The 24,983-nt window shown below is 60.2% G+C and carries 21 protein-coding genes; 8 read left to right on the top strand and 13 right to left on the bottom strand.

Annotation, left to right across the window (positions count from 1 at the left end; all coding sequences use genetic code 11):
- Window positions 1-76: 76 nt before the first annotated feature.
- On the top strand, window positions 77-1,840 hold the full coding sequence (locus tag MRS74_RS08455; protein WP_254579840.1) for an FAD-dependent oxidoreductase: 1,764 nt from the start codon (window positions 77-79) through the stop codon (window positions 1,838-1,840).
- A gap of 148 nt (window positions 1,841-1,988) precedes the next feature.
- Here MRS74_RS08455 and MRS74_RS08450 read toward each other — a convergent pair whose 3' ends face one another.
- On the bottom strand, window positions 1,989-2,783 hold the full coding sequence (locus MRS74_RS08450) for an IclR family transcriptional regulator (protein WP_254579839.1): 795 nt from the start codon (window positions 2,781-2,783) through the stop codon (window positions 1,989-1,991).
- 129 nt (window positions 2,784-2,912) lie between these two features.
- Window positions 2,913-3,227, bottom strand: a complete 315-nt coding sequence (locus tag MRS74_RS24015; protein ID WP_256557866.1) for a helix-turn-helix domain-containing protein — start codon at window positions 3,225-3,227, stop codon at window positions 2,913-2,915.
- Between the two features lie 850 nt (window positions 3,228-4,077).
- Between MRS74_RS24015 and MRS74_RS08440 the strand changes: the two genes are divergently transcribed.
- The gene (locus MRS74_RS08440; RefSeq protein ID WP_254579837.1) at window positions 4,078-5,640 is read left to right on the top strand and encodes a Re/Si-specific NAD(P)(+) transhydrogenase subunit alpha; all 1,563 of its coding nucleotides are present in this window, start codon (window positions 4,078-4,080) and stop codon (window positions 5,638-5,640) included.
- Window positions 5,641-5,650: 10 nt separating this feature from the next.
- A complete protein-coding gene (pntB, locus tag MRS74_RS08435) occupies window positions 5,651-7,057 on the top strand; it encodes a Re/Si-specific NAD(P)(+) transhydrogenase subunit beta (RefSeq protein WP_254579836.1) in 1,407 nt (468 codons plus the stop codon).
- Between the two features lie 136 nt (window positions 7,058-7,193).
- Here the strand turns inward: pntB and MRS74_RS08430 are convergent, their stop codons facing one another.
- The 4 genes from MRS74_RS08430 to MRS74_RS24210 form a co-directional block, all read right to left on the bottom strand.
- On the bottom strand, window positions 7,194-8,102 hold the full coding sequence (locus MRS74_RS08430) for a LysR family transcriptional regulator (RefSeq protein ID WP_254579835.1): 909 nt from the start codon (window positions 8,100-8,102) through the stop codon (window positions 7,194-7,196).
- A 206-nt stretch (window positions 8,103-8,308) separates the two neighbouring features.
- Window positions 8,309-9,487 carry a M20 aminoacylase family protein gene (locus MRS74_RS08425; protein WP_254579834.1) on the bottom strand — a complete coding sequence of 393 codons (1,179 nt, stop codon included), beginning with the start codon at window positions 9,485-9,487 and terminating at the stop codon, window positions 8,309-8,311.
- Window positions 9,484-10,809 carry an MFS transporter gene (locus MRS74_RS08420; protein WP_254579833.1) on the bottom strand — a complete coding sequence of 442 codons (1,326 nt, stop codon included), beginning with the start codon at window positions 10,807-10,809 and terminating at the stop codon, window positions 9,484-9,486. Before MRS74_RS08420 ends, MRS74_RS08425 begins: the two co-directional genes overlap by 4 nt.
- Before the next feature lie 362 nt (window positions 10,810-11,171).
- A complete protein-coding gene (locus MRS74_RS24210) occupies window positions 11,172-12,101 on the bottom strand; it encodes a helix-turn-helix domain-containing protein (RefSeq protein WP_254579832.1) in 930 nt (309 codons plus the stop codon).
- A 320-nt stretch (window positions 12,102-12,421) separates the two neighbouring features.
- On the opposite strand from MRS74_RS24210, the gene pobA reads away from it, so the two are divergent.
- The 5 genes from pobA (at window position 12,422) to MRS74_RS08390 (ending at window position 17,768) form a co-directional block, all read left to right on the top strand.
- Window positions 12,422-13,603, top strand: coding sequence for a 4-hydroxybenzoate 3-monooxygenase (pobA, locus tag MRS74_RS08410; protein WP_254579831.1), 1,182 nt, complete (start codon window positions 12,422-12,424; stop codon window positions 13,601-13,603).
- Between the two features lie 71 nt (window positions 13,604-13,674).
- A complete protein-coding gene (locus tag MRS74_RS08405; protein ID WP_254579830.1) occupies window positions 13,675-14,595 on the top strand; it encodes an MBL fold metallo-hydrolase in 921 nt (306 codons plus the stop codon).
- Between the two features lie 263 nt (window positions 14,596-14,858).
- Window positions 14,859-15,899: a TRAP transporter substrate-binding protein gene (locus tag MRS74_RS08400; protein WP_254579829.1), complete on the top strand. Its 1,041-nt coding sequence runs from the start codon at window positions 14,859-14,861 to the stop codon at window positions 15,897-15,899.
- Window positions 15,900-15,972: 73 nt separating this feature from the next.
- Window positions 15,973-16,485 (top strand): TRAP transporter small permease, encoded by a 513-nt coding sequence (locus tag MRS74_RS08395; protein ID WP_254579828.1) that lies wholly within the window; start codon window positions 15,973-15,975, stop codon window positions 16,483-16,485.
- Window positions 16,482-17,768 (top strand): TRAP transporter large permease, encoded by a 1,287-nt coding sequence (locus tag MRS74_RS08390; RefSeq protein WP_254579827.1) that lies wholly within the window; start codon window positions 16,482-16,484, stop codon window positions 17,766-17,768. Before MRS74_RS08395 ends, MRS74_RS08390 begins: the two co-directional genes overlap by 4 nt.
- Before the next feature lie 122 nt (window positions 17,769-17,890).
- Here the strand turns inward: MRS74_RS08390 and MRS74_RS08385 are convergent, their stop codons facing one another.
- The 7 genes from MRS74_RS08385 to MRS74_RS08355 form a co-directional block, all read right to left on the bottom strand.
- Window positions 17,891-18,994 carry an alpha-hydroxy acid oxidase gene (locus MRS74_RS08385; RefSeq protein ID WP_254579826.1) on the bottom strand — a complete coding sequence of 368 codons (1,104 nt, stop codon included), beginning with the start codon at window positions 18,992-18,994 and terminating at the stop codon, window positions 17,891-17,893.
- Window positions 18,995-19,044: 50 nt separating this feature from the next.
- Window positions 19,045-19,728 carry a Fe2+-dependent dioxygenase gene (locus MRS74_RS08380; RefSeq protein ID WP_254579825.1) on the bottom strand — a complete coding sequence of 228 codons (684 nt, stop codon included), beginning with the start codon at window positions 19,726-19,728 and terminating at the stop codon, window positions 19,045-19,047.
- A 113-nt stretch (window positions 19,729-19,841) separates the two neighbouring features.
- Entirely contained in the window at window positions 19,842-22,118 is a 2,277-nt protein-coding gene (locus MRS74_RS08375) for a TonB-dependent receptor (protein WP_254579824.1), read from the bottom strand.
- A 141-nt stretch (window positions 22,119-22,259) separates the two neighbouring features.
- Window positions 22,260-23,000 carry an energy transducer TonB gene (locus MRS74_RS08370; protein ID WP_254579823.1) on the bottom strand — a complete coding sequence of 247 codons (741 nt, stop codon included), beginning with the start codon at window positions 22,998-23,000 and terminating at the stop codon, window positions 22,260-22,262.
- A complete protein-coding gene (locus MRS74_RS08365) occupies window positions 22,997-23,428 on the bottom strand; it encodes an ExbD/TolR family protein (RefSeq protein WP_254579822.1) in 432 nt (143 codons plus the stop codon). The genes MRS74_RS08370 and MRS74_RS08365 overlap by 4 nt, the downstream gene beginning before the upstream one ends.
- On the bottom strand, window positions 23,425-23,817 hold the full coding sequence (locus MRS74_RS08360) for an ExbD/TolR family protein (protein WP_254579821.1): 393 nt from the start codon (window positions 23,815-23,817) through the stop codon (window positions 23,425-23,427). The genes MRS74_RS08365 and MRS74_RS08360 overlap by 4 nt, the downstream gene beginning before the upstream one ends.
- The gene (locus tag MRS74_RS08355) at window positions 23,807-24,670 is read right to left on the bottom strand and encodes a MotA/TolQ/ExbB proton channel family protein (protein WP_254579820.1); all 864 of its coding nucleotides are present in this window, start codon (window positions 24,668-24,670) and stop codon (window positions 23,807-23,809) included. The genes MRS74_RS08360 and MRS74_RS08355 overlap by 11 nt, the downstream gene beginning before the upstream one ends.
- Between the last annotated feature and the right edge of the window lie 313 nt (window positions 24,671-24,983).

Genomic DNA, 24,983 nt, shown 5'->3' with positions numbered 1-24,983 from the left:
GCCAGAAACCCACAAGCTTGATGCCGCCCGCAGCACATTCGACAGAGCGCTGCGCCGGTTCCTGGAGACTTCCACAATGAGCAAACTATCGATGTCACTTGAGGATATTGCTGAAAACGCTGTGTTTGATGTGGCCGTGATCGGTGCCGGCGGTGCCGGCATGGCGGCCGCACTTTTTGCCGCCCAGCAGGGGCAGCGGGTGCTGCTGGTAGAGAGTACCGAGTACGTCGGCGGCACGACTGCCTGGTCCGGCGGCACCACCTGGATTCCGAACACCCGTCACGCTGCGGCTGTCGGCGCCCAGGACAGCCGGGAAAAGGCGTCGTTGTTTCTGGATCTGGCCGTGGGTGAGCGTTCATCCCGGGTCATGCGCGATGCCTTTCTGGAAGCCGGACCCAAAGCCGTAGGTGTACTGGAAGATAATACCGAGATGAAATTCCGGCCGCGTCCTTTCCACCCGGATTATCTGTCGGAGCTGGAGGGTGCCACCCTGTGTGGCCGCGCGCTTGAGCCATTGCCTTTTGATGGCCGGCTGCTGGGTGGGGATTTCAAGCTGATACGCCCGCCCATCCCCGAATTTACGGTACTGGGCGGGATGATGGTCGATCGTGATGATATTGCCCATCTGCTGCGCCTGAGCAAGTCGATCAAATCCTTTGGGTATGCCATGAAGTTGGTGTTGCGCCATCTGTGCGATCGCCTGCGCTACCCCCGAGGTACCCGCCTGGTGATGGGTAACGCCATGATCGGCCGTCTGTTGTATTCATTGCGTAACCAGGGTGCGAGTCTGTTGATGCAGACCCAGCTTGAAACGCTGGTGCAGGACAAGGGCGCCGTGGTCGGGCTTGCTCTGCGACAGGGGGACGTAACACGCCGGGTCAGCGTTTCCGGTGGTGTGATTCTGGCCAGTGGCGGCTTTGCCCGTCATCCGCAGAGGCGCACAGAGCTGCTGCCCCATCCAACGCCGGCTTACAGCCCGGCAGCCCCCGGACATACCGGCAAGGCACATGACCTGGCTCTGCCCTTGGGCGCGCATTACGGAGAGACGAACCTGGAAAATGCCTTCTGGGCGCCCGTGTCGGTACGAAAGCGCACGGATGGCAGTACCGCAGTGTTCCCGCACTTTCTGCTCGATCGCGGCAAGCCGGGCATGATCACGGTCAATATAAAAGGGCAGCGCTTCGTCAACGAATCGACGTCCTATCATCTGTTCGGCCGCGCAATGTTCCAGGCCAACGAAGAGACGCCCTGTATTCCGGCCTACCTCATTACCGACAGCATGGGCCTGAAAAAGTATGGTCTGGGCATGGTGCGACCCGGCGGACGCGGGCTTAAACCCTTTCTGCAGGACGGCTATCTGAGCTGCGGCAACACACTGCACGAATTGGCGGATCGCCTGGGCATTGACGGCAATGGGCTTGCACAGACCGTTTCCACCTTTAACGACTATGCAAAAACCGGTGTCGATGCGGATTTCCAGCGCGGCAGTACACGCTATGAGCGCGCCAATGGCGATGCCGGCCATACGGGGCCCAACCCCTGTCTGGGCGCACTTGAGACCGGACCTTTCTACGCCGTGAGACTGTACCCCGGAGACATAGGTTCCTCTGCCGGGCTGGTCACTGATACTGATGGCCGGGTGCTGGGGCGGGATAATCAGCCGATTGCCGGTCTCTATGCCTGCGGAAATGACATGCAGTCCATTATGGGCGGAACATACCCTGGCCCCGGCATTACCTTGGGGCCGGGTATCACCTTTGGCTATGTCACGGCACTGCATGCCAGCAAACGAGCAGCAGGTGCGCAGCAAGCGCCGGTCTTCGAAACGGTCAGTACCTGATGGCGTCCGGATAGCCGGCAACGTCTGAACAGTCTGGGAAAGAAAACCCGACGGGCGATTTCAGCGACTATAGCGTTGGGTTTCGCAATATTCTACCCAGCCTTCGAGCCTGACCAGGGCGGCCGTTGACGGGTCGCCCTTTTTTCATTCAGGGCTTTGTTGTGCGCAGGTATTCGGATAAAACACCGATGCTCGAGATGTCTTTGGCTGTCTGCTGCAACGCTGGTGCAATGTCGGCCAGGGCTTGAGCCGTCAGCCTTGCGCTGGGGCCGCCGATGGCCAGTACGCCAATTACTTTTGCACCGCCTGCATCGGTCACTGGAACGGCAATGGCCGACATGCCGGGCGCCGACATGTCGTGAACCTGGCTATAGCCTTGGGTGCGCGCAGCGTGCAGGTGAGGCAAAATATCGGTTAGAGTGCGGGGGACATTGGGTCCTCGGTTTTCCAGATTCATGGGGCCCTGGGCGGCAATGATTCGTAAGGCTTCATCATCGGAAAAACTCGCCAGCCAGACAAATCCCGTTGCGGTGCAGAACAGGGGCGCGACCTCACCCGAGGGGGCATCGTAGCGCAGGCCCGAGCGGGCGCTACCCTGGGCCTTGGCGACAAACACCAGGCGCTCGCCATCGAGCACGGCCAGGCGTACCAGTTCACCACTGGCCTCGGCCAGCTGATCCAGATAAGGCTGCGCCACATCATCGAAACCGCTGTTAGCAAGATGCTGCATGCCCAGTGCCGCCAGCCGGGTCCTAAGCACATAATCACCGCTGACCTTGTCCTGGGCCACATAGCCAAACTGATTCAGGTCATTCAGCAGACGCTGGGCGCCGCTTTTGGGCATCGCTGTACGTTCGGCAAGATCCACCAGTCCGAGCCCGTGTGGATTCAGAGCCAGCTGCTCGATCATGCCGAGCGTGCGAGTAATCAGACTGGCCGCCATTAATAGCCTCTTTGGGTTGTAAAGTTGAACTTTGTTCAGATAGTTGGCCCGAATCGCCGGGCTTTTGCAAGTTGCCATGCTCTCAGATTTACCGGTGTCTGACGGGAAGCCCTGAAATGTACCGGCGGTTCAATGGCTGTCGACGCTTGTGCCTACGGTAGGTAAAGGCTGGTGACTGCGCACGCGCTCGCGAAATTCGGTGGGCGTCAGCTGCGTCTGCTTGCGGTAGAAGCGTGAAAAATAGGCCGCATCTTCAAAGCCCAGAGATTCGGCGATCTGCTGCACGCTAAGGAACCTATGAATAAGTCCCAATGAGTCTCTGGCTTTCAGCGCGATCCGGAATCGCGGCGCAGTTTCGATAGCATGCCGGGGCCTGTCGAGAAGCTGCAACAAAGAGTCCGGTTCGCGCTGAAAGCCCCGAAGGGCGGGCCCTGAAGCATGCATCTGCGTTGTTGCAGCGCTTGACAAGGACTAAGGCCAAGGTGCCCTTTAGGGTATTGCCTGCACACTGCGCCTAGCAGCTGCACGCTTCAGGACCCGCAGAGGACAACTGGGACTTGTTCATAGGTTCCCTAAGAGTTGAGTAGGCCAGATCCCTCTGGGCTGCGTGTACTGATCTGCCGGTTAGCTCTGCTAATTAATCTCAGTTTATCGCTATAGATGCCAATGTATGCAGCTACGGCGCCGTGTGGAATCATGCAGGGCGATCATCGAGGCATTGCCGTGCTCTGTTGCAGAGCCCGCAGCACGCTGTATTTGATTTGTCAGTGCCCCGTAATTAACCCATTACGTTAACGTTAGAGTAAAAAGTCCATCGCGTTTGTTGATCAATCAGCCAGTTTAAATACTTTCCAGTACGGCCAGGGGCGATAAAAGTCTGTCGAATCTCTGTTGCATAACGAACTGTGGCCGGAAAAGTCGGAAACTTAATTATCGAAAAGACGAATTTTATTAAAGCCATAAGAAATTTATTATGGCTAAAGGACTAATCCTAAAATATGACTAAAAAAGTCACAATTTCCCCTCGACTGAAACAATTGAAACACATACATTAGGCTAAATTAGACCCCAGGCTCGGTCGTCAGGGGCCGCCGGCCAGCTTGCCCAAAGACAATAAGGTGTCGTTATTGGTGAGATGGGGGCGTCCGAATTACGGCATAATCGAGTGACTTCAGCTGTCTGTGCGGCAAAGACTGTGAGCTTATGGTCGCGTGCGAATTTCAGGTGAACTGCCCGGCTTTGGGCAGCACCGCCCGTTTTTAAAAACCTTTAGTGTTGCGGAGCATAAAACAAGATGCGAATAGGTGTCCCCAAGGAGATCGACGACGGAGAAAAGCGCGTAGCGCTGACTCCCGATGTGGCGATTCAGTTAAAGAAACTGGGCTTTACCCTGGCGATCGAAACCGGTGCCGGCGACGCGGCCAGTTTCGACGATGACCAGTACCGCGAAGCGGGTGTCGAAATTGTCGAAGACCCGAAAGCGCTCTGGCACTCGTGCGATATCGTTATGAAGGTGCGCCCACCCAGCCCGCATCCGGAACTGGGTTTTTACGGTGTCGAGTTGCTGGGCAAGGGCCAGACCCTGATCAGCTTCCTCTACCCGGCGCAGAACCCGGAGATGCTGCAGGAACTGTCGGATCGCGGCGTTACCGCGCTGTCGATGGACTCTGTGCCGCGCATCTCCCGGGCGCAGAAAATGGATGCGCTGAGCTCGATGGCCAACATCGCCGGCTACCGTGCCGTGGTCGAGGCCGCGCAGCATTTCGGCCGTTTCTTCACCGGCCAGATCACCGCGGCCGGCAAGATTCCGCCGGCCAAGGTGCTGGTGATCGGTGCCGGTGTCGCGGGCCTCGCGGCTATCGGTGCGGCCAAGAGCATGGGTGCCATAGTACGCGCTTTCGATACCCGCCCCGAAGTCAAGGAGCAGGTCGAGAGCATGGACGCCGAGTTCCTGCTGCTCGACTTCAAGGATGAGGACGGCAGCGGTCAGGGCGGCTACGCCAAGACCATGAGCCCCGAGTTCATCAAGGCCGAGATGGACCTGTTCGCGGCCCAGGCCGCTGAGGTGGACATCATCATCACCACCGCGCTGATCCCGGGCAAACCGGCGCCGGAGCTGATCACCGAGCGTATGGTCGCGAGCATGAAACCGGGCAGCGTCATTGTCGATCTGGCGGCCGAAGCCGGCGGCAACTGCAAGCTGACGGTCGCCAACGAGGTGGTGGTCAAGCACGGCGTGACCCTGATCGGTTACACCAACCTGCCGAGCCGTCTGGCGGCGCAGGCGAGCCAGCTGTACGCTACCAACCTGCGTCACCTGCTGACCGATCTGTGCCCGGAGAAGAACGGCGAGATCGTCGTCAACATGGAGGACGAGGTCATCCGCGGTGCCACCGTGGTGAAGGAAGGCGAGATCACCTGGCCGCCACCTGCGCCGCGCCTGTCGGTCGCACCCAAATCGGACATGGGTGACAAGGCCCGGGCGGCCGTGGAGAAGGCGGCACCCAAGCCCGCCCATCCGCTGGCATTCCTGGCGCCGCTGGCGCTGGCCGGCCTGGTGCTGTTCGGGCTGGGTTCAGTCGCGCCGCCGGCCTTTATCGGCCACCTGACGGTGTTCGTGCTGTCCTGCTTTATCGGCTACATGGTGGTCTGGGGCGTGTCCCACTCGCTGCATACGCCGCTGATGAGTGTGACCAATGCCATCAGTAGCATCATCGTCATCGGTGCGCTGATCCAGATCTCGAGTGACAGTGCGCTGGTGGTGGTGCTGTCCACCCTGGCGGTCTTTATCACCAGCATCAACATCGTCGGTGGTTTCGCCGTCACGCAGCGCATGCTGCGGATGTTCCGCAAATAAGGTCCCCCAGATGAATACAGGTATCATCACAGCTTCATACATAGGTGCCAGTGCACTCTTCATCCTGGCGCTCGGTGGTCTGAGTCACCAGGAAAGCGCGCGGCGCGGCAACTTCTACGGCATGCTGGGCATGGGTCTGGCACTGGTCGTCACCATCTTCGGCCTGGTCACCAACAACCAGTTCTTCCTGATCGTCGGCATGCTGGCCGGCGGCGGTATCGGCTGGTACCTGGCGAAAACGGTCGAGATGACCCAGATGCCGGAACTGGTCGCCATTCTGCACAGTCTGGTGGGTCTGGCCGCGGTCTTCGTTGGCTACGCCAATGCGCTGGATCACGGCAGTAGTATCAGCGGCGTCGAGAAAACCATCCATGATGTCGAGACCTACCTAGGTATCCTGATCGGTGCGGTGACCTTCTCCGGCTCCGTCACGGCCTACCTCAAACTGAGCGCCAAGATCGGCGGCAAGCCACTGCAGCTGCCGGGCCGGCACCTGTTCAACCTCGGCTTGCTGGTGCTGTCTGTGCTGTTCGCCATCTTCTTCGTGCAGGGTTCGGCCGCCGGTGGCGGCCTGGTCTGGCTGGTGCTGATGACGCTGCTGGCGCTGGTATTCGGCGTGCACATGGTCATGGCCATTGGCGGCGCTGACATGCCGGTGGTGGTGTCGATGCTCAACAGCTACTCCGGTTGGGCCGCGGCAGCCATGGGCTTCATGCTCGGCAATGACCTGCTGATCGTGGTCGGTGCCCTGGTGGGTTCCAGCGGTGCCATCCTCAGCTACATCATGTGCAAGGCGATGAACCGCAAGTTCGTCAACGTCATCCTCGGCGGTTTCGGTACAGGTCCGAGCAAGGGCGGAGCCCCGGCGGGCCCGGCGGGGGAAGCCGGCGATGTCCAGCCGATCGAGGCGGAAGAGGCGGCAAACCTGCTGGCTGACGCCCGGGAAGTGATGATTCTGCCGGGTTACGGCATGGCCGTCGCCCAGGCACAGCACACGGTGTTCGAGATCACCAAGAAGCTGCGCGAGAAGGGCGTCAATGTGCGTTTCGGCATCCATCCGGTGGCGGGCCGCATGCCGGGCCACATGAACGTGCTGCTGGCTGAGGCGCGGGTGCCTTACGATATCGTCTACGAGATGGACGAGATCAACGGCGACTTCCCCAAGGTCGATGTATCCATCGTTATCGGTGCTAACGACATCGTTAACCCGGCGGCGCAGGAAGTGCCGGACAGCCCCATCGCCGGCATGCCGGTGCTGGAACCCTGGAAAGGCAAGACCACCATTGTGCTCAAGCGTGGTATGAGCACCGGCTATGCCGGCGTCGACAACCCGCTGTTCTACAAGGAGAACACGCGCATGCTGTTCGGCGATGCCAAGGACAGCGTTGATGCGCTGCTCAAATTCCTGAACGAGTGAGCAAGTAATCAGGGCGACCAGCTCCAACTGGTCGCCTCCTGAACCTGAAAATGCCGGTCAGTTGACTGGCATTTTTTATGGGTGTCTCAATAAGTGCGGCAAGCCGGCAGGCCTTGTCTGCGAAGGCCAACAGAAGCTATGAAAACTCCGGATAGCGCTTGCGCATGTCCTCGAGCAGGATCCGGAACAGCTCAGTGGCGGCCTGGGTCATGATGTCGCGTTTGGGTGTCACCATTGAAATCAGGCTGTCGGGAATGTTTTCGACCAGCGGCACTATGCTCAGCTCCGCCTTGATGTGGTCGAACTCCAGGGCTTCGAGGGAGTAGAGCGCAGCCAGGTTCGTGCTTTGAAGCAGCATGCGCGCCAGCATCATGGAAGTGCATTCCCGCACGCTCGTCGGTAGTGGCAGGCCATTGACCGCAAATAACTGGTAGTAATAGGTGCTCTGGTCCTGCGGCGGATCGAGGGTGATCCAGTCGGTTTGCTGCAGTGCGCGCAGTGATCTTGTATTGCGCAGGGGGTGATCCTTGCGTACCACCACGACATTGGGAATGCGGCAGATCGGCTGCCATTCCAGTGCGCTTTCCATCATCGGCACCTGGGATGTAATGGCGAAGTCGATGCCGCCCTGGCGCAGCTGTTCCAGTAGCTGGGCCGGACGCATCTCCAGCATGCGCAGCCTGGCAGCGGGGTGGCGGCGCTGAAATTCGTTGAGGCTGCCAACCAGCGGCTTGAGCAGCGACGACACCGGCGTGATGCCGATAGTCACCTCGCTGTTCAGCGCCCCCTGCATGCTTGCCAGGTCCTGTTGTGCCCGCCGGGCCGTTTCCTGCATCAGGCGGGCATAGCCGAGCAGGCGCTGGCCGTAGGGGGTCAGGGTGATGCCGTGAGCGCTGCGGTTGAACAGGCTGACGCCATACTGGTTTTCCAGTTCCTTGATCGCCTTGCTCAGGGCGGGCTGGGTTATATGCAGTTGCCGGGCGGCGGCCTGCAGGCTGCCGGCTTCGTGAACCGCCAGAAAAGCTCTCAATTGATGGGTTTTCATGGCGTTATTCTACACCGGGCTAGGAGGTTGTCTGGCAATATTCAACCTACTGCGATCCATCTGAGTTTGGCTGTTTTTTGTGCTGTTTTTCGTTAAATAGAACCACTATTCGCCTTAAAACACCGCAAAAACCCGCTCAAATCAGCCGGCTCTCGCTACGGCCAGTATTATCGGACAGCCTCCTGGTCGCAGGTCACCTGTCGCGGTCAGCAAAGGTAACGTTTTACCAGCTCGGCCCAGCAGGCGGCACCGAGGGGCACCAGTCGATCGTTGAAATCATAGTGGGGGTTATGCACAGAGCAGCCGACCCACTCACCGGTGCCGTTGGCCAGCAGGAAGTAGCATCCCGGCCTTTCCTTCAGCATCCAGGCAAAGTCCTCGCTGCCCATCAGAGGCTGGGCCTCATTTCCCTCTACAAAATCGGCGCCCAGTACCTCGCTGATGCAGTCGTGCACCAGCTGGGTTTGCGCCGCGCTGTTTTGCAGTGGAGGTACCAGGTGGTGGTACTCGATATGGGCATCGATGCCATAGGCGCTGCACTGACCCTGGACGATTTCGCGAATGCGTTTTTCCAGTAGTTCCCGGCTCTCGGGCGTCAGGGCACGCACTGACAGTGTCAGCGAGGCCTGATCCGGTATCACGTTGGAGGCGGTACCGGCTTCAAGCCTGCCGATGCTGAGTGCCGCCGCTTCGCTGGGGGCGAGGTTGCGCGAAATGATGGTTTGCAGTGCCAGTACGATGCTGGCCAGGGCTGGAGTCGGATCTATCGAGAGATGGGGCAGGGCGGCGTGTCCGCCCCTGCCCTGCAGGCGAATTTCGACGCGATCCGACGACGCCATGAAGACTCCGGCCTTTGCTACGCCGTGGCCCACCTCCTTGCCCGGCATATTATGCAGCGCATAGACCGCATCGCAGGGGAAGCGATCGAACAAGCCGTCCTCGATCATCGCCTTGGCCCCGCTCAGGCCTTCTTCATCGGGCTGAAAGATCAGGTTCAGGGTGCCGTTGAAATGGCGGTTGTGGGCCAGATACTGGGCCGCTGCCAGCAGGATGGCGGTATGGCCGTCGTGACCACAGGCATGCATTCGACCCTCGGTGGTGCTTGCATGGGGCAGCCCGGTGCGCTCCTGGATCGGCAGGGCGTCCATATCGGCCCGCAGGCCGATACTGCGGCCGCCGGTGCCGTTGCGCAGCACGCCGACTACGCCCTGGCCACCGATGCCGGTATGGGTCTCGTATCCCCAGTCTTGCAGCAGGCGGGCGACCAGTGCAGAGGTACGCGGGACCTCTGCGCCAAGTTCCGGGTGGGCATGGATATCCTGGCGGATGCGCACGAATTCTGCGCAGCTGTGCAGGAAGTCGGGATCTTCAATTAGTCGGGTCATTGGGGGGCTCCTGCTGTGTCCTGGTCTGCACGGGGCGGTGTGGGGAAGCGCCACATGGCAATGCTGCTCACCAGTAGCGCGGTCATGAGGTAATAGGCAGGCGCCATCTTGTCGCCGCTCCAGACAATCAGCATCGAGACCAGAAGCGGCGTGAAGCCACCAAAGACGGTGACACCGAAGCCATAGATGGCCGACATGCCGCTGGCCCGATATTGCTGGCGAAAGGCTTCCATGATCAGTACGAAGAGGGAGGACGAGCAGGTGGCAAACAGTGCGATCAGCACGCCGATAATCAACAGTGCCTGCCACAGGGCGCTGGTGTCGTGCAGGAGTGCGAACGCCGGGTAGATCAGTACGAACGCCAGTGCCATGCCGATCATTGGCAGGGTCTTGCGACTTTGCAGCTGATCGCAAAGGCGGCCAAGTATCGGGGGCAGCACAAAGAGGGTCAGGCCCGCGAGTACGGCAACCGCAAAGGCGGTGGTGGCCGGATAGTTGAGTTCGCGGATCAGGTAGGTGGGCATGTAGAACACTTCGACATACATCGAGGCGGTACCGGCCCAAATCATCAGCATGCCGCAGAGAATGGTACGCCACTGGGTTTTGAGCACGGTTTTGATGGGGGATGCCTCGGTACTGGTTCCGGCATGGGTCTCGTCCAGATTGCGGCGTATATAGAGTCCGACCGGGCCGATCAGCAGGCCGAGAATAAACGGAATCCGCCAGCCCCAGGCGAGGATCTCATTCTCTTCAAGCAGGCCGTTGACGGCAAAGCCCACCAGAGCGCCGGCCAGCGCGGCTGCGCCCTGGCTGGCGAGCTGCCAGCTGACCATGTAACAGCGGCGGTGACGGTTGTCCGATTCCATCAGGGCGGCGGAGGCGGCACCAATCTCGCCACCGGCGGAGAGGCCTTGCAACAGTCGGCCCAGAACCAGCAGCACTGTTGCTGCCAGGCCGATACTGTCGTAAGTGGGCGTCAGCGCAATCAGGGCGGTGCCCAGAGTCATCAGCGCTATGGTCAGTGTGAGGGCCGCCTTGCGGCCGTGGCGGTCGGCATAGTTGCCAATCAGCACGGCTCCGAGGGGGCGCATGACAAAGCCCACGCCGAAGGTGGCCAGCGACAACAGCAGGGCGGCGGCCGGGCTTGCGACGTTGAAAAACAGCTGGCCGATGACGGCGGCGAAAAAACTGTAGACGGTGAAGTCGTACATCTCGAGGCCATTGCCGATCGAGATGGCGATCACGTTTTTACGTGCTGTCCTGGCGGGCCGGGCCGAAACTGTTTCCCCCAGCGCTAAGGTTGTTTCCAGAGTGCCGCTCATAGTCTTCTCCTGTTTGTTATTTGGATAGATATGGAATGAAGTTGTCAGCATGCTGGTTATTGATAATACAGAGTGGGAAGTAATTGGCTTGTAACTAAAAGCTATTGGTATTCTTTATGGTTTGTTTGTGTTGTGGGGTTTCGGTAGAAGCGCACCGGCTTGGGGCGCCTGCTATATTGATGTGCCAGGTTGGGGTAGGGGTTAGTCCCGTTTTGGTAGCGTGATTGTGGCAGTTTTATTGGTGATGCTGAGGTCAGATCGGCGGGTAGGTGACGTTGCGGTTGCGGAACTGTCAGTTAGTCGCGATTAGCGCTAATTTTATTTTTAGTTATACATATAACTAATATTCATTGTTTTTTTGATTATTCCGGGGTGGTGTCGAAGTTGTTTTCGCTACGAAATCGGCCGGCGGTCAGCCCGGTGGCGCGCTTGAAGAAGCGAGAGAAATAGGCTGGATCCTGGAAGCCCAGGTCATAGGCGATTTCATCCAGGTTGCTGCGGGTATAGATCAGGCGACGTTTGGCCTCCAGCAGCAGGCGTTCATGGGGGATGGCCTTGGCGGTCTTGTCGAACAGCTGCTTGCACAGCCGGTTGAGGCGGGCTGCCGAGGTGCCAAGGGCGGCGGCATAGTCGACCAGGGTCCAGTGGTCGCGAAAGTGCGCCTCCACTAGCTGCCGAAAGGCCGCCAGGGTCGCGCTCGGAGTGGTGCTGGCGCCCTCGGCAATACCATGCAGATCGAGCTGGCGACGCAGGGTCATCAATACCGCCCGCGCCAGCCATTCGCACATCAGCGCCCCCCCGGTATCGGGTCGGTTGAGTTCCCGGTCGATCTGCTGCAGAAACTGCTGCAGCTGGGCGAACAGCGTGCCGTGCGGGTCGAAAGCGATGGTCAGCGGCTGGGCGAACAGCGGATCGAAATACGGCTGGCAGCGGCTGTAGGATTCGTCGGTCAGCATGGGTTCGGCCAGGGTCAGCACTATGCCAAGGGTCTCGGGCTCGAAGCGAAATCCATGTACAGCGCCCGGCGGTATGGTGATGGCCCAGGGGCCTTCCAGCTTGTGTACCTTTTCATCAATCTGTACTTCGACGGCCCCGCTGAACATGCAGATCATCTGAAACATGCGCCCGTGACGATGCGGTTTGATGACCCAGCCATGTGCGCTGCTGCGACTGGTGATGTTCTCTATGTGGACAAAGGCCGGGTCTTCAATGGTGGCGGCTTCACCATAGAGCCCGAAGTGGGGAATTCGGGCCTGGTCTGAGGGTGCGCGGGAACGGGTGGGTGCTGTCACGGGGCCGGCCTGCTGTAATTGTTTGACGGGGTTGGCGAGCGCTGGGGTCTGCGGAAAAGTACAGTTTGAACGCCTGTGGGTTGACCTTCTTCTTGCGATGAAAGCGGCCTGTCGCTTCTATCAAAAGCTGGGCAGGTAGAAGTGCAGGATAGCTGCGTTGCCTTGATGACTGGAGAACTTTCATGAACGAAAAGTACAAGTTTTTATTGGAAATGTGAATTCCTTCAGGCGCTCTATAGGCCGACTATAGAGCCATGCCAAGGGCTCGGCCTGGTACGGCTGCAGCTGAAACGAATAAAAATCACAGCGGAGATCATGTCATGAAAACGCAGGTCGCGATTATCGGATCAGGCCCGTCAGGCCTGTTGTTGGGGCAGTTGCTGCATTTGCAGGGCATCGATACGGTTATCCTCGAGGCGAAGAGTCAGGACTATGTGCTGGGGCGTATTCGTGCCGGTGTGCTGGAACAGGGCTTTGTCGATCTGCTGCGTGAGGCCAGGGCAAGCGAGCGCATGGATCGTGAAGGCCACATCCACGAAGGGGTGGAGTTTTCGTTTGGCGGGCGCACGGAGCGCATCGATCTGAAGGGGCTCTCCGGCGGCAAGACGGTGATGGTGTATGGCCAGACAGAAGTCACCCGGGACCTGATGGAAGCCCGGGCCAAAACCGGCGCCACCAGCATCTACGAAGCCAGCGACGTTCAGCTGCACGATTTTTACAGTGACAAGCCCCGTGTCACCTTCGTCAAGGATGGCAAGACGGTTGAGCTGGAGTGCGATTACATCGCCGGCTGTGACGGCTTTCACGGGGTCTCGCGCAAGTCCGTGCCCAAGGACAGCATCAAGACATTTGAGCGCATTTACCCCTTTGGCTGGCTGGGTGTGCTGTCTGAAACACCGCCGGTATCCGCTGAACTGATCTATGCCAACCATGAGCGCGGCTTCGCGCTTTGCAGCCAGCGCTCGGCAAACCTGAGCCGCTACTATATTCAGTGCCCGCTGGATACGAACCTGGATGAATGGAGCGATGAACGTTTCTGGAGCGAACTCAGGGCCCGCCTGCCCGCAAAGACCGCTGCCGCGCTGGTGACAGGTCCGTCCATCGAGAAAAGCATCGCTCCTCTGCGCAGTTTCGTGGTGGAGCCCATGAAATTCGGCAACCTCTTTCTGGTCGGCGATGCCGCCCATATAGTGCCGCCCACCGGCGCCAAGGGTCTGAACCTGGCGTCCAGCGATGTCTACACCCTCTACCATGCGCTGCGCAAAACCTACCAGGAAGGCCGCGCTGATCTGCTGGAAAAATATTCCGAGATCTGCCTGCGTCGCATCTGGAAAGCGGAGCGCTTTTCCTGGTGGATGACCTCGCTGCTGCACCGGTTCGATGGCGATGAATTTTCCCAGCGCATGCAGCAGGCGGAGCTGGAGTACTACACCCAGTCTGACGCCGGTCGGCGCACCATTGCTGAAAACTATGTCGGCCTGCCGTACGAGGCGGTTGAATAACGACTCGGCAGTTGCCGCGCGCAGCGCGGCTCGCCTCAGTTCAGTTTGATCACCACAACCGGAGCATAAAAATGATAACGCTCAGAACTCAATTTGCCGCTTTGCTGCTTTCGATCCTGGCCGCCCTGTCTTTTCTGGCACCTGCGGCTATGGCGCAGACCGATGTCGTTATTCTCGGGACCGGCACGCCGGTGCCGGATGCCGATCGTTCAGGTCCCTCAACGGCAGTGATTTATAACGATCAGGCCTATGTGTTTGATGCTGGCGGTGGCATGGTGCAGCGGGCCATTGAGGCGGCGCAGAAAAAGGGCATCAAGGCGCTCTATCCGACCAGTATCAAGCATCTCTTTCTGACCCATCTGCACAGCGATCATGTGCTGGATTACCCCGAGCTGGCTGCTACCTACTGGTGGCGGCGCACCGAGCAGCTGACCGCCTATGGCCCCACCGGCCTCAAGGCGATGACGGACGGCTACTATGCCATGCTGGCGCGGGATATCGAACTGCGTACCGATGGTCATCAGCCGGTCGAAAATCCGACTTTCTATCAGGTCAAGGTGAACGAGTACAGCGAGGGTGGTTGGATTGTGCAGGATGGCGACGTAAGGATCGAAGCCTTCAGTGTGCTTCATGGCAGCATTGAGCCCGCCTTCGGCTACAAGATCACCACGCCCGACAAGGTGGTGGTGATATCCGGCGATACCGCCTACAGCGAAAATCTGGCCGAAATAGCCAAAGGTGCCGATGTACTGGTGCATGAGGTGATCAATGAAGCGGGCCTGTCGAAACTGCCCGAATTCTGGCAGCGCTATCACGGCAGCTCCCACACCAAAACCAGCGAGCTGGCCAAGCTGGCGTCCGTTGCACAGCCGGGCGTACTGGTGTTGACCCATATACTGCACTACGGTGCACCCATCGAGTCTACCCTGACAGAAGTGCAGCAGGGCTATGACGGCAAGGTGGTGCTGGCCAACGATCTGGATGTTTTTTGAAGCGTCGGCCGAGCTAGGGTTTGCATATCGAAAGTGATATGTGACAAGGCAATAAATTCATTAGTGAAACACACCGGCAGGACTTAGGTTGAATGCCACCAGGCCCGCTAGGCACAACACCGAAGTCTTTGAATAGGGATGGCTTTCTGCTTGCAGGGCCGCCCTTTCTCCGAGTTCGGAACGCCGTTTTCGAACCGAGTTCTGTCGAGTCAGGCAGCCCGGCTTCGGCGCCATTGCTATAACAACAATAGACAGGTAGACCCATGAAAAAATTGACCACACTTGCCAAGACAACCGCCAAAACTGCCGCCGCCACGGCGCTGCTGAGCCTGCTGCCCTACAGCAGTGCCATGGCCGCCGACTTCAATCTGCGTTTTGCCCATTTCTGGCCGGCGAGCTCCGGCGTGCATGCAGGCTTTGAAGCCTGGGGCCAGTCACTGGAAACCGCCTCCGATGGCCGCATCAAGGTCGAATTCTATCCTTCCCAGACGCTGGCCAAGGCGCCCCAGAGCTACGATGCGGTCAAGAACCGCATCGCCGATATCACCGCCACAGTGCAGGGCTACAGCGCCAACCGCTTTCCGCTGACCCAGGTCGTTGAACTGCCGGGGCTGGCCAAGACCGCCACCCAGGGCTCCTGCGTGATCCAGTCGCTGTACGACGAAGGCCTGATCAGCAGCGAGTACGACGATACCCATGTGCTCTTTCTGTTCACCCACGGCCCGGGGGATATTCACACCCGCGAGAAGGCCATCAAGACCCCCGAAGATCTGGCGGGGCTGAAGATTCGCCGCCCGACCACCGTCGTCGCCGACATGCTGGAAGGTCTGGGGGCTCAGCCTGTCGGTATGCCGGCACCGGAGACCTATCCCTCCTTGCAGCGCGGCGTGATTGATGGCGTTGCGATGCCCTGGGAAGCCATGACCAGCTTTCGCCTGAATGAGCAGGCGAAATATCACACGGAACTGGGCCTCTATACGCTGTCTTTCGTGGTGACCATGAACAAGGGTGTCTACGACAGCATGCCGGCCGATCTGCAGCAGATCGTCGATCAGCATTCCGGCAAGGAGTGGGCGCAGAAGCAGGCGGTCAAGTTTGATGAACTCGACGCCAAGGGGCGCGCCGAAGCCGTTGCCGAAGGTCACGAGATTATTACGCTGGAAGGCGGCACTGAAAACGCGGCCTGGAAGCCGGTACTCGACAAGGCCACCGAAGGCTACCTGGCCGACCTTGAAGGTCGCGGGCTGGCCGCACGGGATGTCTTCGCCCGCGCCAAAGCGCTGAGCCTCAGCTGCGATAACTGAGACTGATCAAGACCGCGCGCCTGGTTGGCGGCGCGGTCTAGCGACGTTAAATTCCCGGCGCGAGGTGTGTGATATGAAGTGGCTGATCAAGGCAATAGATACGCTGGCGCTGATCCTGTATCGCCTCAGCGGCCTGCTGCTCGTCATGATGATGTTCAGTGTGGTGGCGGATGTCGCGGCACGCAGTCTGTTCGCCATGACGGACGGTACGGTGGACCTGACCTTCGTCGGCGGCATTGAGCTGGTTAAGTACGGCCTGCTGTTTTCGATGCTGTTTGCGTTCCCCCATGCCGTCGACAAGGGGCAGGTCGTGGTGGATCTGTTCACCCACAAGATGCCGGCGTCCCAGCTGCGCTGGTTCGACGGTTTCTACACTGTCTGCTTTGGCGTGTTCGGCGCCCTGCTGTGCTGGCGCTTTCTTGAGGCCGCCGAGGCCTCCCGCATGAGTGGCGAGCTGACCCAGGACCTGCTGGTGCCGCTGGCGCCCATGTATCTGGTGTCCGCCGTTGCACTGGCGGTACTGGCTCTGCGCGGCTTTAGCTGCGGGATTCTGGAACTAATGGGCAAGAAGGACGTAACGGCATGAGTGCACCCCTGATTGGATTGGTCTGCATGGGCCTGATGCTGGTGATGATCGCGCTGCGCTGCCCCATCGCTCTGGCCATGGCGGCCACCGGGGTCATCGGCTTTGGCACCATCGTCGCCTTTGATCCGGCGTTCGCCATTCTGGAGGCCGGGCCCTTTGAAACCCTGAGCAACTACAGCTTCAGCCCTATTCCGATGTTTCTGTTGATGGGGGTGCTGGCGTCCCATGCCAATATGTCCAGCGAGCTGTTCAATGCCGCGCGTTCGCTGTTTGGCGGCTGGCGCGGCGGTATGGCGCTGGCGGCGGTATCGGCCTGCGGCACCTTCTCGGCCATTTCGGGCTCGTCGGTGGCCACGGCTGCAAGCATGGCGCGGGTGGCGCTGCCGGAGATGCGCAAGCACGGCTATGCCGACTCCCTGGCCACCGGCACCCTGGCGGCCGGCGGCACCCTGGGGATCATGATTCCGCCCAGCATCGCGCTGCTGCTCTATGCGCTGATCACCGAGCAGTCGGTGGGCGACATGTTTATTGCAGGCCTCTTGCCGGGCATTCTGGGGCTGGCGCTGTACTGTGTGACCATCGCCCTGCTGGTGCACTTTTATCCGCAGCTGGCACGGGCCGGCGAGCCGACCACGCTGAAACAGAAGATCGTCGGCATGTGGGGTTTTGTGCCCTTCATGTTCGTGTTTGCGATCATTATCGGCGGTATCTACACGGGTATCTTCACCCCGACCGAGGCGGCCGCCATAGGCGCCTTTGCCACCCTGCTGGTAGCGCTGTACCGGGGGATGAAGTGGGCGGGCTTTATGTCGGCGGTGGAGGAGGCGCTGGCGCTCAGCGCGATGATTTTCTTCATGATCGTGGGAGCGGAGATCTTCGGCTACTTCCTCTCGGTGTCGCGCATTTCCTTCTTCCTGACGGAAACCGTGAGCCAGCTGGGCTGGCCGCCCTACGGCGTGCTCTTTGCCGTGCTGCTGCTGTTCATCCTGCTGGGCTGCGTGATGGACAGCATCGCCATGCTGCTGCTGACCGTGCCGGTGGTGCTGCCGCTGATCCTGGAAGCGGGTTTTGATCCGGTCTGGTTTGGCATAGTTACGGTCATCACGGTGGAACTGGGACTCATTACACCGCCAGTCGGTATGAACGTCTTCGTCATCAAAAGCGTGGCGCCGGACGTGCCCATGGGACAGATCTTTCGCGGCGTGTTCCCGTTCGTGCTGTCGGATGTGCTGCGCCTGTTCCTGCTGATCCTGTTCCCGGTGCTGGCGCTGGGGCTGGTATAGCCGCAGCACCGGACGCGTTTTACCTTGCATCATTGTGGTTGCCTCCGCTATGGCTCTTCGGATCCGTGGCGGGGGCTTTTTTCGTTTTGGCGCTTTTTAGGCGTTACCTTCCAATACCGCTGTCAGAAACGGCTTTGATAGAGTGCGGCCGGAGTGATGTCGCTGATGCGGGGCGTGCCGGCCAGGGCCATGCAGACCTCCAGTTCTTCGCGCAGTACGCGCAGCATATGGGCAACACCGACGGCGCCAGCCACGGCCAGGGCATAGATCTGCGGGCGACCTATCAGCACGGCGTTGGCGCCCAGCGCCAGGGCCTTGAACACATCGGTGCCGCGACTGATGCCGCCATCGAGCAGCAGGCTGAAGTCCGGGCCTGTGGCGGCGCGAATCTGCGGCAGCATCTCGATGGCAGAGGGAACGCAGTCCAGCGCCCGGCCGCCGTGGTTGGAAACGACCACGCCGGCCAGACCCATGCCCGCCACACGGATGGCATCCTGAGGGTGCAGCACGCCCTTGACGATAATCGGCAGACGGCTGTGGCGGGACAGCCATTCGAGCTGCTCCCAGCCGGGGGCTTCGCTCATCATGCCCTGAAATACAATGCTCTGGCTCGGCTCCAGCAGGGCCCGGGGCAGCGGTGGGCGCTCACGCAGGTTTACCGCTTCGACATCGTCTGGCAACACGAAGCCTGCGCGCTGGGCACGGTTGCGGATGCCGTGCAGCGGTGCATCCACCGTGACCACCAGTTTGCTGTAGCCGGCCTGTTCGGCACGCCTCACCAGGGACAGAGTGAAGTCGCTATCCTGCTGAAAATACAGCTGAAACCATTTTCCGGCCCGTGTTTCGGTGGCAATATCCTCCAGGCTGCGGGAGGCCAGGGTGCTGACCACCATGGGGGTGTCCAGCGCATCGGCGGCCCGGGCCGTGGCCAGCTCGCCGTCTGGGTGCACCATGCGCTGAAACGCCACCGGTGCCAGCAGGATGGGGTGGCGCAGGTCTTCATGCAGCACTCTTGTGTGGGTGGAGCCGGCGGTGACATCGCGCAGTACCCGGGGTAGCAGGCTGATGCGGTCCAGCGCGCTGCGGTTGCGTTGCAGTGTCAATTCATCGGCACCTCCACCTGCGATGTACTCGAACAGCTTGTGGGGCAGCAGCTGGCGTGCGTAGCGCTCGTAATCGGACAGGCTAACAAGGTCGGCGGGGATTTGGCTCAGGGGGGCATGCATGCGGTTTTTCCGTGCTGCGTCTACAGGCGGGCTGGAGGGGCTTGGAGGGCTCATGTCTCGGCCCACTGGCGTACAAGGTTGTGGTAGAGCCCGCTCAGGCGCATCACGTCTGCATGGGTCTGGCCAAGCTCGCTGCCCAGCGACTGTAGGCTCTGATCAAGATCGAACAGCATTTCACGCTTGCTGCTGTCGCGCACCATGCTCTGCAGCCAGAATACGGCGCAGGTGCGGTTGCCGCGGGTGACCGGCGTGACGCGATGCTGGCTGCTGGCCGGATAGAGGATCAGGTCGCCGGCTGCAAGCTTGATGCTCTGGGCGCCGAAGCTGGATTCTATTTCCAGTTCGCCGCCGTCGTAGTCATCGGGGTCGTTGAGGAACAGGGTGGCCGACAGGTCGGTGCGCAGCGGGGTCGCCGAACCCGGCGGGTAGCGTACGGCGTTATCGACGTGCAGGCCGTAGCTTTCGCCTGCTTCGTAGCGGTTGAACAGCGGCGGCATGATGCGCAGCGGCAGGGCCGCCGAAATGAAAGTGGGATGGCGCGACAGGGCCGCCAGTATGACGTCGCCCAACTGTTGGGCCAGCGGGCTGCCGGCGGGCAGCTGCCGGTTGTGTTTGACTTCCAGCGCCTGGGCGCCGGCGCTGCTGCGACCATCGATCCAGTCGGCACGGTCGAGCAGGGCGCGTATCTGGGCCAGCTGAGCGCTGCCAAGCAGTGAGCCTATAGGGGTAATCAAGCGGCCTCCGTTACACGGGTGAAAGAGGAAAGTGGACAGTTGCAAGGATAAAAGCGGCGAAGATAAACGTCCGGCAGGCGCTCAGGCAGGAGCGGGGCTGCCGGGCATATGCATCAGAACTTGTAGTTCAGGCTCAGGTTGGCGGAGCGGCCGTCACCGATGTAGACGATGCTGCCACCGCGATAGACCGCGGTGTAGTAGTCCTCATCCAGCAGGTTCTGGATGTTGGCGCTTACACTCAACTGCGGGCTGAACGCGTAGCGGGCAAAGGCATCGAACACCCAGTAATCCGGCAATTCGATACTGGTGCGTGCCGCCGCATCGGGCTGGCCGCCAAAGATCTCGCTGGAGTAGGTGGCGGTACCGCCGAAGGCAAACGCGGGCGTGGCCTGGTAGCGCAGCTGCAGGTTGGCGCTCTGCTCGGCAAAGTTGGCCTTGGGCTTGCCGATGTTATCGGCGTTGTAGGAATCCAGTGTCTCGGAGTCCATTAAGGCAATGCCGAACTGGCCGCTGAGGCGTGATGTGAGGTTGCCGGACAGACCCAGCTCGATACCCTCGACCCGGTTTTTGCCGGTATTGAGGTGGCCGCCGCTGGCGTAGGAGTCGCCGTTGTCTTCGATGACATCGTCCTTGGTGGTCTGGAACAGGGCAGCGGTGAGCAGCAGCTGTTCGTCCATCAGGTTCCATTTGGTACCCAGCTCCAGGTTAACGGACTGCTCGGGTTCGGCGGCACTGAAGTTGCCGTCGGCATCGGTGCACAGGCCACCGTAGCCACAGTTGGTGCCGGCATCGGACTCGCCGCCGTTGATGTTGGACGAGGTGCTCCAGCTGGCGTAGACGTTGCCGTGCTGCCAGGGGGAGTAGACCGCACCCAGGTGGCCGTTTACAAAGCCGTCGCTGTACTGGTAGCGGGTTTCGGGGGTTACCGAGCCATCGCGGTTGGTTTTTTCCGCCGCCCAGAGGTCATAGTCGAAGCGGTCGTAGCGCAGGCCGCCGAACAGTTCCCAGTCGTCGTTCAGGGTGAGGGTATCCATCACGTAAGCCGAGAGGGTGGTCAGGTTCAGGTCTGTTGCGGCGCTGTTGCGCCGGGTGGAACCCTGCCAGCTGCCGTTGTCCGGATTATAGGGGTCAATTGAGACACTGTCGGTGGTGACGCTGTAGTTGCCGGCCTTGGTATCTTCGCTGGCGTACTCGATACCGGTGATCAGGGTGCGCCGCATGCCACCCAGGCGGGTATCCAGTATCAGGTTGGTCTGGTTGCCGAGGTAGTCATTTTCCTGCCAGCCGGTGAAGTTGCGCAGGCTGCCACTGCGGGAACTGTAGGTGGAAATGATGTAGTCGTTGCTGGTGGAGCCCAGACGCGTCTTGTTCTCAAGTCGCAGTGCATTGCTGAGCTGATAGTCGAGCTTGAGCGTGGCGATATCGGCGGCGGTGTCCTGGAAATCGAGCCCGTGCTGGCCGACGTACTGCACGCGCTTGTCGGGTTTGCCGGCGCTGAGGAAGGTGCCGCCGTCGGTCTTGTCGTTGCCCCGGAAATAGTAGTAATCAGCGGAGATTTCCAGGTCGTCGGTGGCCTGGTAAACGCCGGAGATCAGCGCGCCCTGGCGCTGCTCGCGGGCCGGTGCCCGGTCGGGGACATCGGCGTCGGTGTAGAGGGCATTGAAGCGCAGGGCCAGGTCGTCACTGACGACCTTGTTGGCATCCAGGCTGTAGCGCTGGTATTTGTCGCTGCCAAGCCCGGCCTGCACACTGCTGAAATCATCGTCCAGCGAGGCTTTTTTGGTGACGCTGTTGACCGCGCCGCCGGTGGAGCCGCGGCCGGCGAAGGTGGAGCTCGGGCCCTTGGCGATTTCGATCTGCTCCAGCGCGAAGGTTTCGCGGGTGATAAGACCCGGGTCACGCAGACCGTCGGTGTAGATGTCGTTGCGTGCTTCATAGCCGCGGATGATGTAGCGGTCGCCGAAGGAGTTGCCGCCCTCACCGGTGCCCAGGGTAATGCCGGGCTGGGCGCTGAGGATGTCCTTGAGTTCAGTCTTGCCGGACTCCTCGATCACGGACTTGGTCAGTACCGTCATGGTCTGGGGCGTATCGGCGATGTCGCGCACGTGGCGGCTGTCGGCGCTGCGTTTGGCCTTGTAGGGGGCATCGGGCTCGGCATAGGGGTTGGCATCGGCGGCGATGCGGCCGTCCTCGATAACCAGCGTATCCAGTGAAACTTCCTCGGCATGAACCGAGCCTATCATGGCAGTTGAGATCGCCAGGGTCAGGCTGCCGGCCAGGGAGGCGCTGCGGCTGAAATCCCGTTCCCGGCGCAGGCTGAGGGGTACCCTGATAGCGGGATTCGAGTTGCCGAGCCCGGGTTGGGTGTTGTCGGAGATTGCTTCTGACACTGTTGCTTTCCTTGAAATTAGGCATAGAAATACCCGGCCACCGCGATCTGGGCAGCCATGCCTGGGGTTATGTTTATGGCTGAAGATTCAGCCCGCTTTACAGGGAGTTGCTTTTAAAAAGAATTTGTTTTCAGGGCCTTTTCAGTTAATTGAAAAGACCACAGGAATATTAACTGTGAGCGTCTGCATCGGCATATCCGCCGGGAATGCCGGCAGGGGCGCTGCGCTTTTCAGCATGTCGATCACGGCGCGGTCCAGGCTTTTAACGCCGGAACTTTCACTCAGACGATATTCAATAAGGCTGCCGCGGCGATCGAGTATGAAAAACAGCCGGGCGGTGCCTTCCTCGCCTTTTTTGCGTGCCCGAATCGGGTAGCGCTTGTGCTGTGCCAGGCGTGCGGCGATTAATGCATAGTAGGACTGCTCGGCTGCTGGATTGCCGCCGGAACTCAGCGCATTCTGGCTGCCGGTGGTCATGCGGCGGCTGTCGCTGCTGTCTTTGCCCGCGCTACTGCTGGGTGTTACAGGCTTTGATTTCTGTTTTGGCACCGGTTTCGGTGTAGGCTCTGGCGCCTTGACCTCTAGCTCTGGCGTTTGCCCGGCGGAAATAGGCTCAGGTGCCACTGCGGGCTCGGGTGTCGGAGCCTGCTGCGGCTGAAGCGACTCTGGCAGCTGTTCGGGCATCTGTTCGGGCTTGGCCGCCTGCCTGTTCTGGGTGTCTGCGCCGAGGTCGCCGAGCATACCCAGATCAATCTCGATACCCTGCTCCCCCGGGGCTCGGGCGCCTTGGGCCGGTTCGCGGGCCAGCACCAGGCCCAGGGTGAGCAGATGCACGCCCAGGGCCAGGCCCAGCGCAATAATCCAGTGCCGCGGGCGGATCATGCCGGGCGCTCCGCAACACGGGTGGCCAGGGATATTTTCAGCATGCCGGCGGCCTTTATCTGCTCCAGGGTCTGCAACAAGGTATCCACCGGTGTGGCGGCATCCACCTTGAGTAATATCGACAGCCCTTGTGGATCATGGCTGTTATCAAGCGCAGTGGTGACGGCATTGGTTAGTTGCTCGGATTCCAGTGCCATATCATCCATGTAAATCACGCCGGTAGCTGACAACAGAATTCTGATCGGTTCTTTGCTGGAGGCTGTTGTTTCACTCGTCGATGCAGGCGGATTAATGGCAATGGCATCGGAGTGGCTTATTTTCCCGGCCACCATAAAAAAGATCAGCATTAGAAACACGACGTTAATCAGCGGAATCAGGTTGTCATCCCGGTTCGTCGCGTGAGGGCTGGTCTGGGCTGCAAATTTCATGGTCGCTGCGCCAGTGACAGCTGTCGTGCGCCGGCGGCGTTCAGGGCATCCAGCAGACCGATCAAGGCCTGGGTCGCGATGCCGCTGTCCGCACTGACAACAAACAGATCATCGCTCTGCTGGCTGAGTTGTCGGGTCAGTGCGCCGCTATCCTGCAGGTTCAGTTCCATGCCATCGAGCAGAAAGCGGCCGTCGTCGGATAGCAGCCGGACCTGATGCTGCACAGGCGGCGTTGCAGTGCCCGTGCCGGGCACGACCAGATCGAGCTGACGCCACTGGGTAAAGGTGGATGACAGCATGAAGAACAGCAGCAGAATAAAGACGACATCAATCAGCGGTGTCAGGCTGATGGCGCGCCGGCGCGCAGGTGCTGTCAGATCAAGCCGCACGGCGCAGCGCCTCACTGTGGTCGCTGGCGGCGCGGTATTGCAGTGCCGGGGCGCTGGTAAAGACCTGGGTGACTGAATCGCTCATGAGGGCGGCGACACGTTCGGTTTTACGCTCCAGCCAGCTGTGGGCCAGGGTCACCGGAATGGCCACGGCTATACCCACGGCGGTGGTGAGCAGTGCCTGCCAGATGCCGCCGGACAGCACGGACGGATCGACCTGATTGCCCGCGGCTTCCATCTGCTGGAAGGCACCGATCATGCCCAGTACGGTGCCCAGCAAGCCTAACAACGGGCTGAGCATGGCGATGACCTCGAGCGGGCGCAAAAAGGCACGCAACTGATTGAGGCGCAGGCTGGCAATCCGCGCCAGTTCGTCCCGCAGCAGCGGGGTGTCACCGCCGTTTTGCAGCCCGACCATGGCCAGTGCCACCAGTTCGTATATAGGGCCCTGGCCCTTGATGCCCTCCAGGGCTTCGTCGGTGCGGGAGGCGCGCCAGAGGCCAAGGCTGTATTCCAGTCGCGGGCTGGACTCGGGGCGCAGCAGGGTAAACTGCCAGATCTTTAGCAGCACAATGCTGAGGGCAATAACGGAGAAGCCAAGCAGGATCCAGACGACAGGCCCGCCGACGTTGAGAAACTGCTGCAGCGGGTCCAGCAAGGTTGTGGGCAGGGCGGCCGGGTCTGCCAGGGGGAGTTCTGGGCTCAACAGCTCTGTGGCATCAGTTGCACTGGGCAAGGTGGCGCCGGTATCGGTGTTCAGTCTTGTGGGAAGAGCCGCGTTCAGAGCAGAGGGGACCACCGTATCACCGGTTAGGGTTGGGTCCTGCTGTACTGGCGTTGTTGCTGTCTCCATTGAGGGTTCCACCTTGAGCTCCGACGGTCTGTCATTGAAATAGTATTGCCAATGATAATCGTTATTATTTAGATTTCAATAATGGATTGAACTATTATCGACTTTCAGTTGATCCTGCGGGAACTCTTTACGGGTAGCGGACTTTTGGGCGTGAGGCCAGGGAGGGAACCGGGCTCCAGTACTGGCTATCTTAAAAGGTACAGAGCCTCGCGGGTGACCTGGCAGGGTGCGCATCGGTTGACGCCGCCGGACGAATGCAATAGCATTCCCCGCGCTGCAAACAAGTCGCCCTGGCACCATGCACAGCGCTGAC

The organism is Marinobacterium sedimentorum (assembly GCF_024267675.1).
Classification (GTDB): Bacteria; Pseudomonadota; Gammaproteobacteria; order Pseudomonadales; family Balneatricaceae; genus Marinobacterium_A; species Marinobacterium_A sedimentorum.
This window is presented reverse-complemented; position numbering and strand designations above follow the sequence as displayed.

Bases quoted from the DNA above. Each gene is read 5' to 3' on its own strand.
- MRS74_RS08395 (WP_254579828.1), top strand. From the start codon at position 15,973: ATGAAGTGGCTGATCAAGGCAATAGATACGCTGGCGCTGATCCTGTAT.
- MRS74_RS08455 (WP_254579840.1), top strand. From the start codon at position 77: ATGAGCAAACTATCGATGTCACTTGAGGATATTGCTGAAAACGCTGTG.
- MRS74_RS08355 (WP_254579820.1), bottom strand. From the start codon at position 24,670: ATGGAGACAGCAACAACGCCAGTACAGCAGGACCCAACCCTAACCGGT.
- MRS74_RS08365 (WP_254579822.1), bottom strand. From the start codon at position 23,428: ATGAAATTTGCAGCCCAGACCAGCCCTCACGCGACGAACCGGGATGAC.
- MRS74_RS08370 (WP_254579823.1), bottom strand. From the start codon at position 23,000: ATGATCCGCCCGCGGCACTGGATTATTGCGCTGGGCCTGGCCCTGGGC.
- MRS74_RS08400 (WP_254579829.1), top strand. From the start codon at position 14,859: ATGAAAAAATTGACCACACTTGCCAAGACAACCGCCAAAACTGCCGCC.
- MRS74_RS08440 (WP_254579837.1), top strand. From the start codon at position 4,078: ATGCGAATAGGTGTCCCCAAGGAGATCGACGACGGAGAAAAGCGCGTA.
- MRS74_RS08425 (WP_254579834.1), bottom strand. From the start codon at position 9,487: ATGACCCGACTAATTGAAGATCCCGACTTCCTGCACAGCTGCGCAGAA.
- MRS74_RS08450 (WP_254579839.1), bottom strand. From the start codon at position 2,783: ATGGCGGCCAGTCTGATTACTCGCACGCTCGGCATGATCGAGCAGCTG.
- MRS74_RS24015 (WP_256557866.1), bottom strand. From the start codon at position 3,227: ATGCATGCTTCAGGGCCCGCCCTTCGGGGCTTTCAGCGCGAACCGGAC.
- pobA (WP_254579831.1), top strand. From the start codon at position 12,422: ATGAAAACGCAGGTCGCGATTATCGGATCAGGCCCGTCAGGCCTGTTG.
- MRS74_RS08385 (WP_254579826.1), bottom strand. From the start codon at position 18,994: ATGCATGCCCCCCTGAGCCAAATCCCCGCCGACCTTGTTAGCCTGTCC.
- MRS74_RS08420 (WP_254579833.1), bottom strand. From the start codon at position 10,809: ATGAGCGGCACTCTGGAAACAACCTTAGCGCTGGGGGAAACAGTTTCG.
- MRS74_RS08390 (WP_254579827.1), top strand. From the start codon at position 16,482: ATGAGTGCACCCCTGATTGGATTGGTCTGCATGGGCCTGATGCTGGTG.
- pntB (WP_254579836.1), top strand. From the start codon at position 5,651: ATGAATACAGGTATCATCACAGCTTCATACATAGGTGCCAGTGCACTC.
- MRS74_RS08405 (WP_254579830.1), top strand. From the start codon at position 13,675: ATGATAACGCTCAGAACTCAATTTGCCGCTTTGCTGCTTTCGATCCTG.
- MRS74_RS08430 (WP_254579835.1), bottom strand. From the start codon at position 8,102: ATGAAAACCCATCAATTGAGAGCTTTTCTGGCGGTTCACGAAGCCGGC.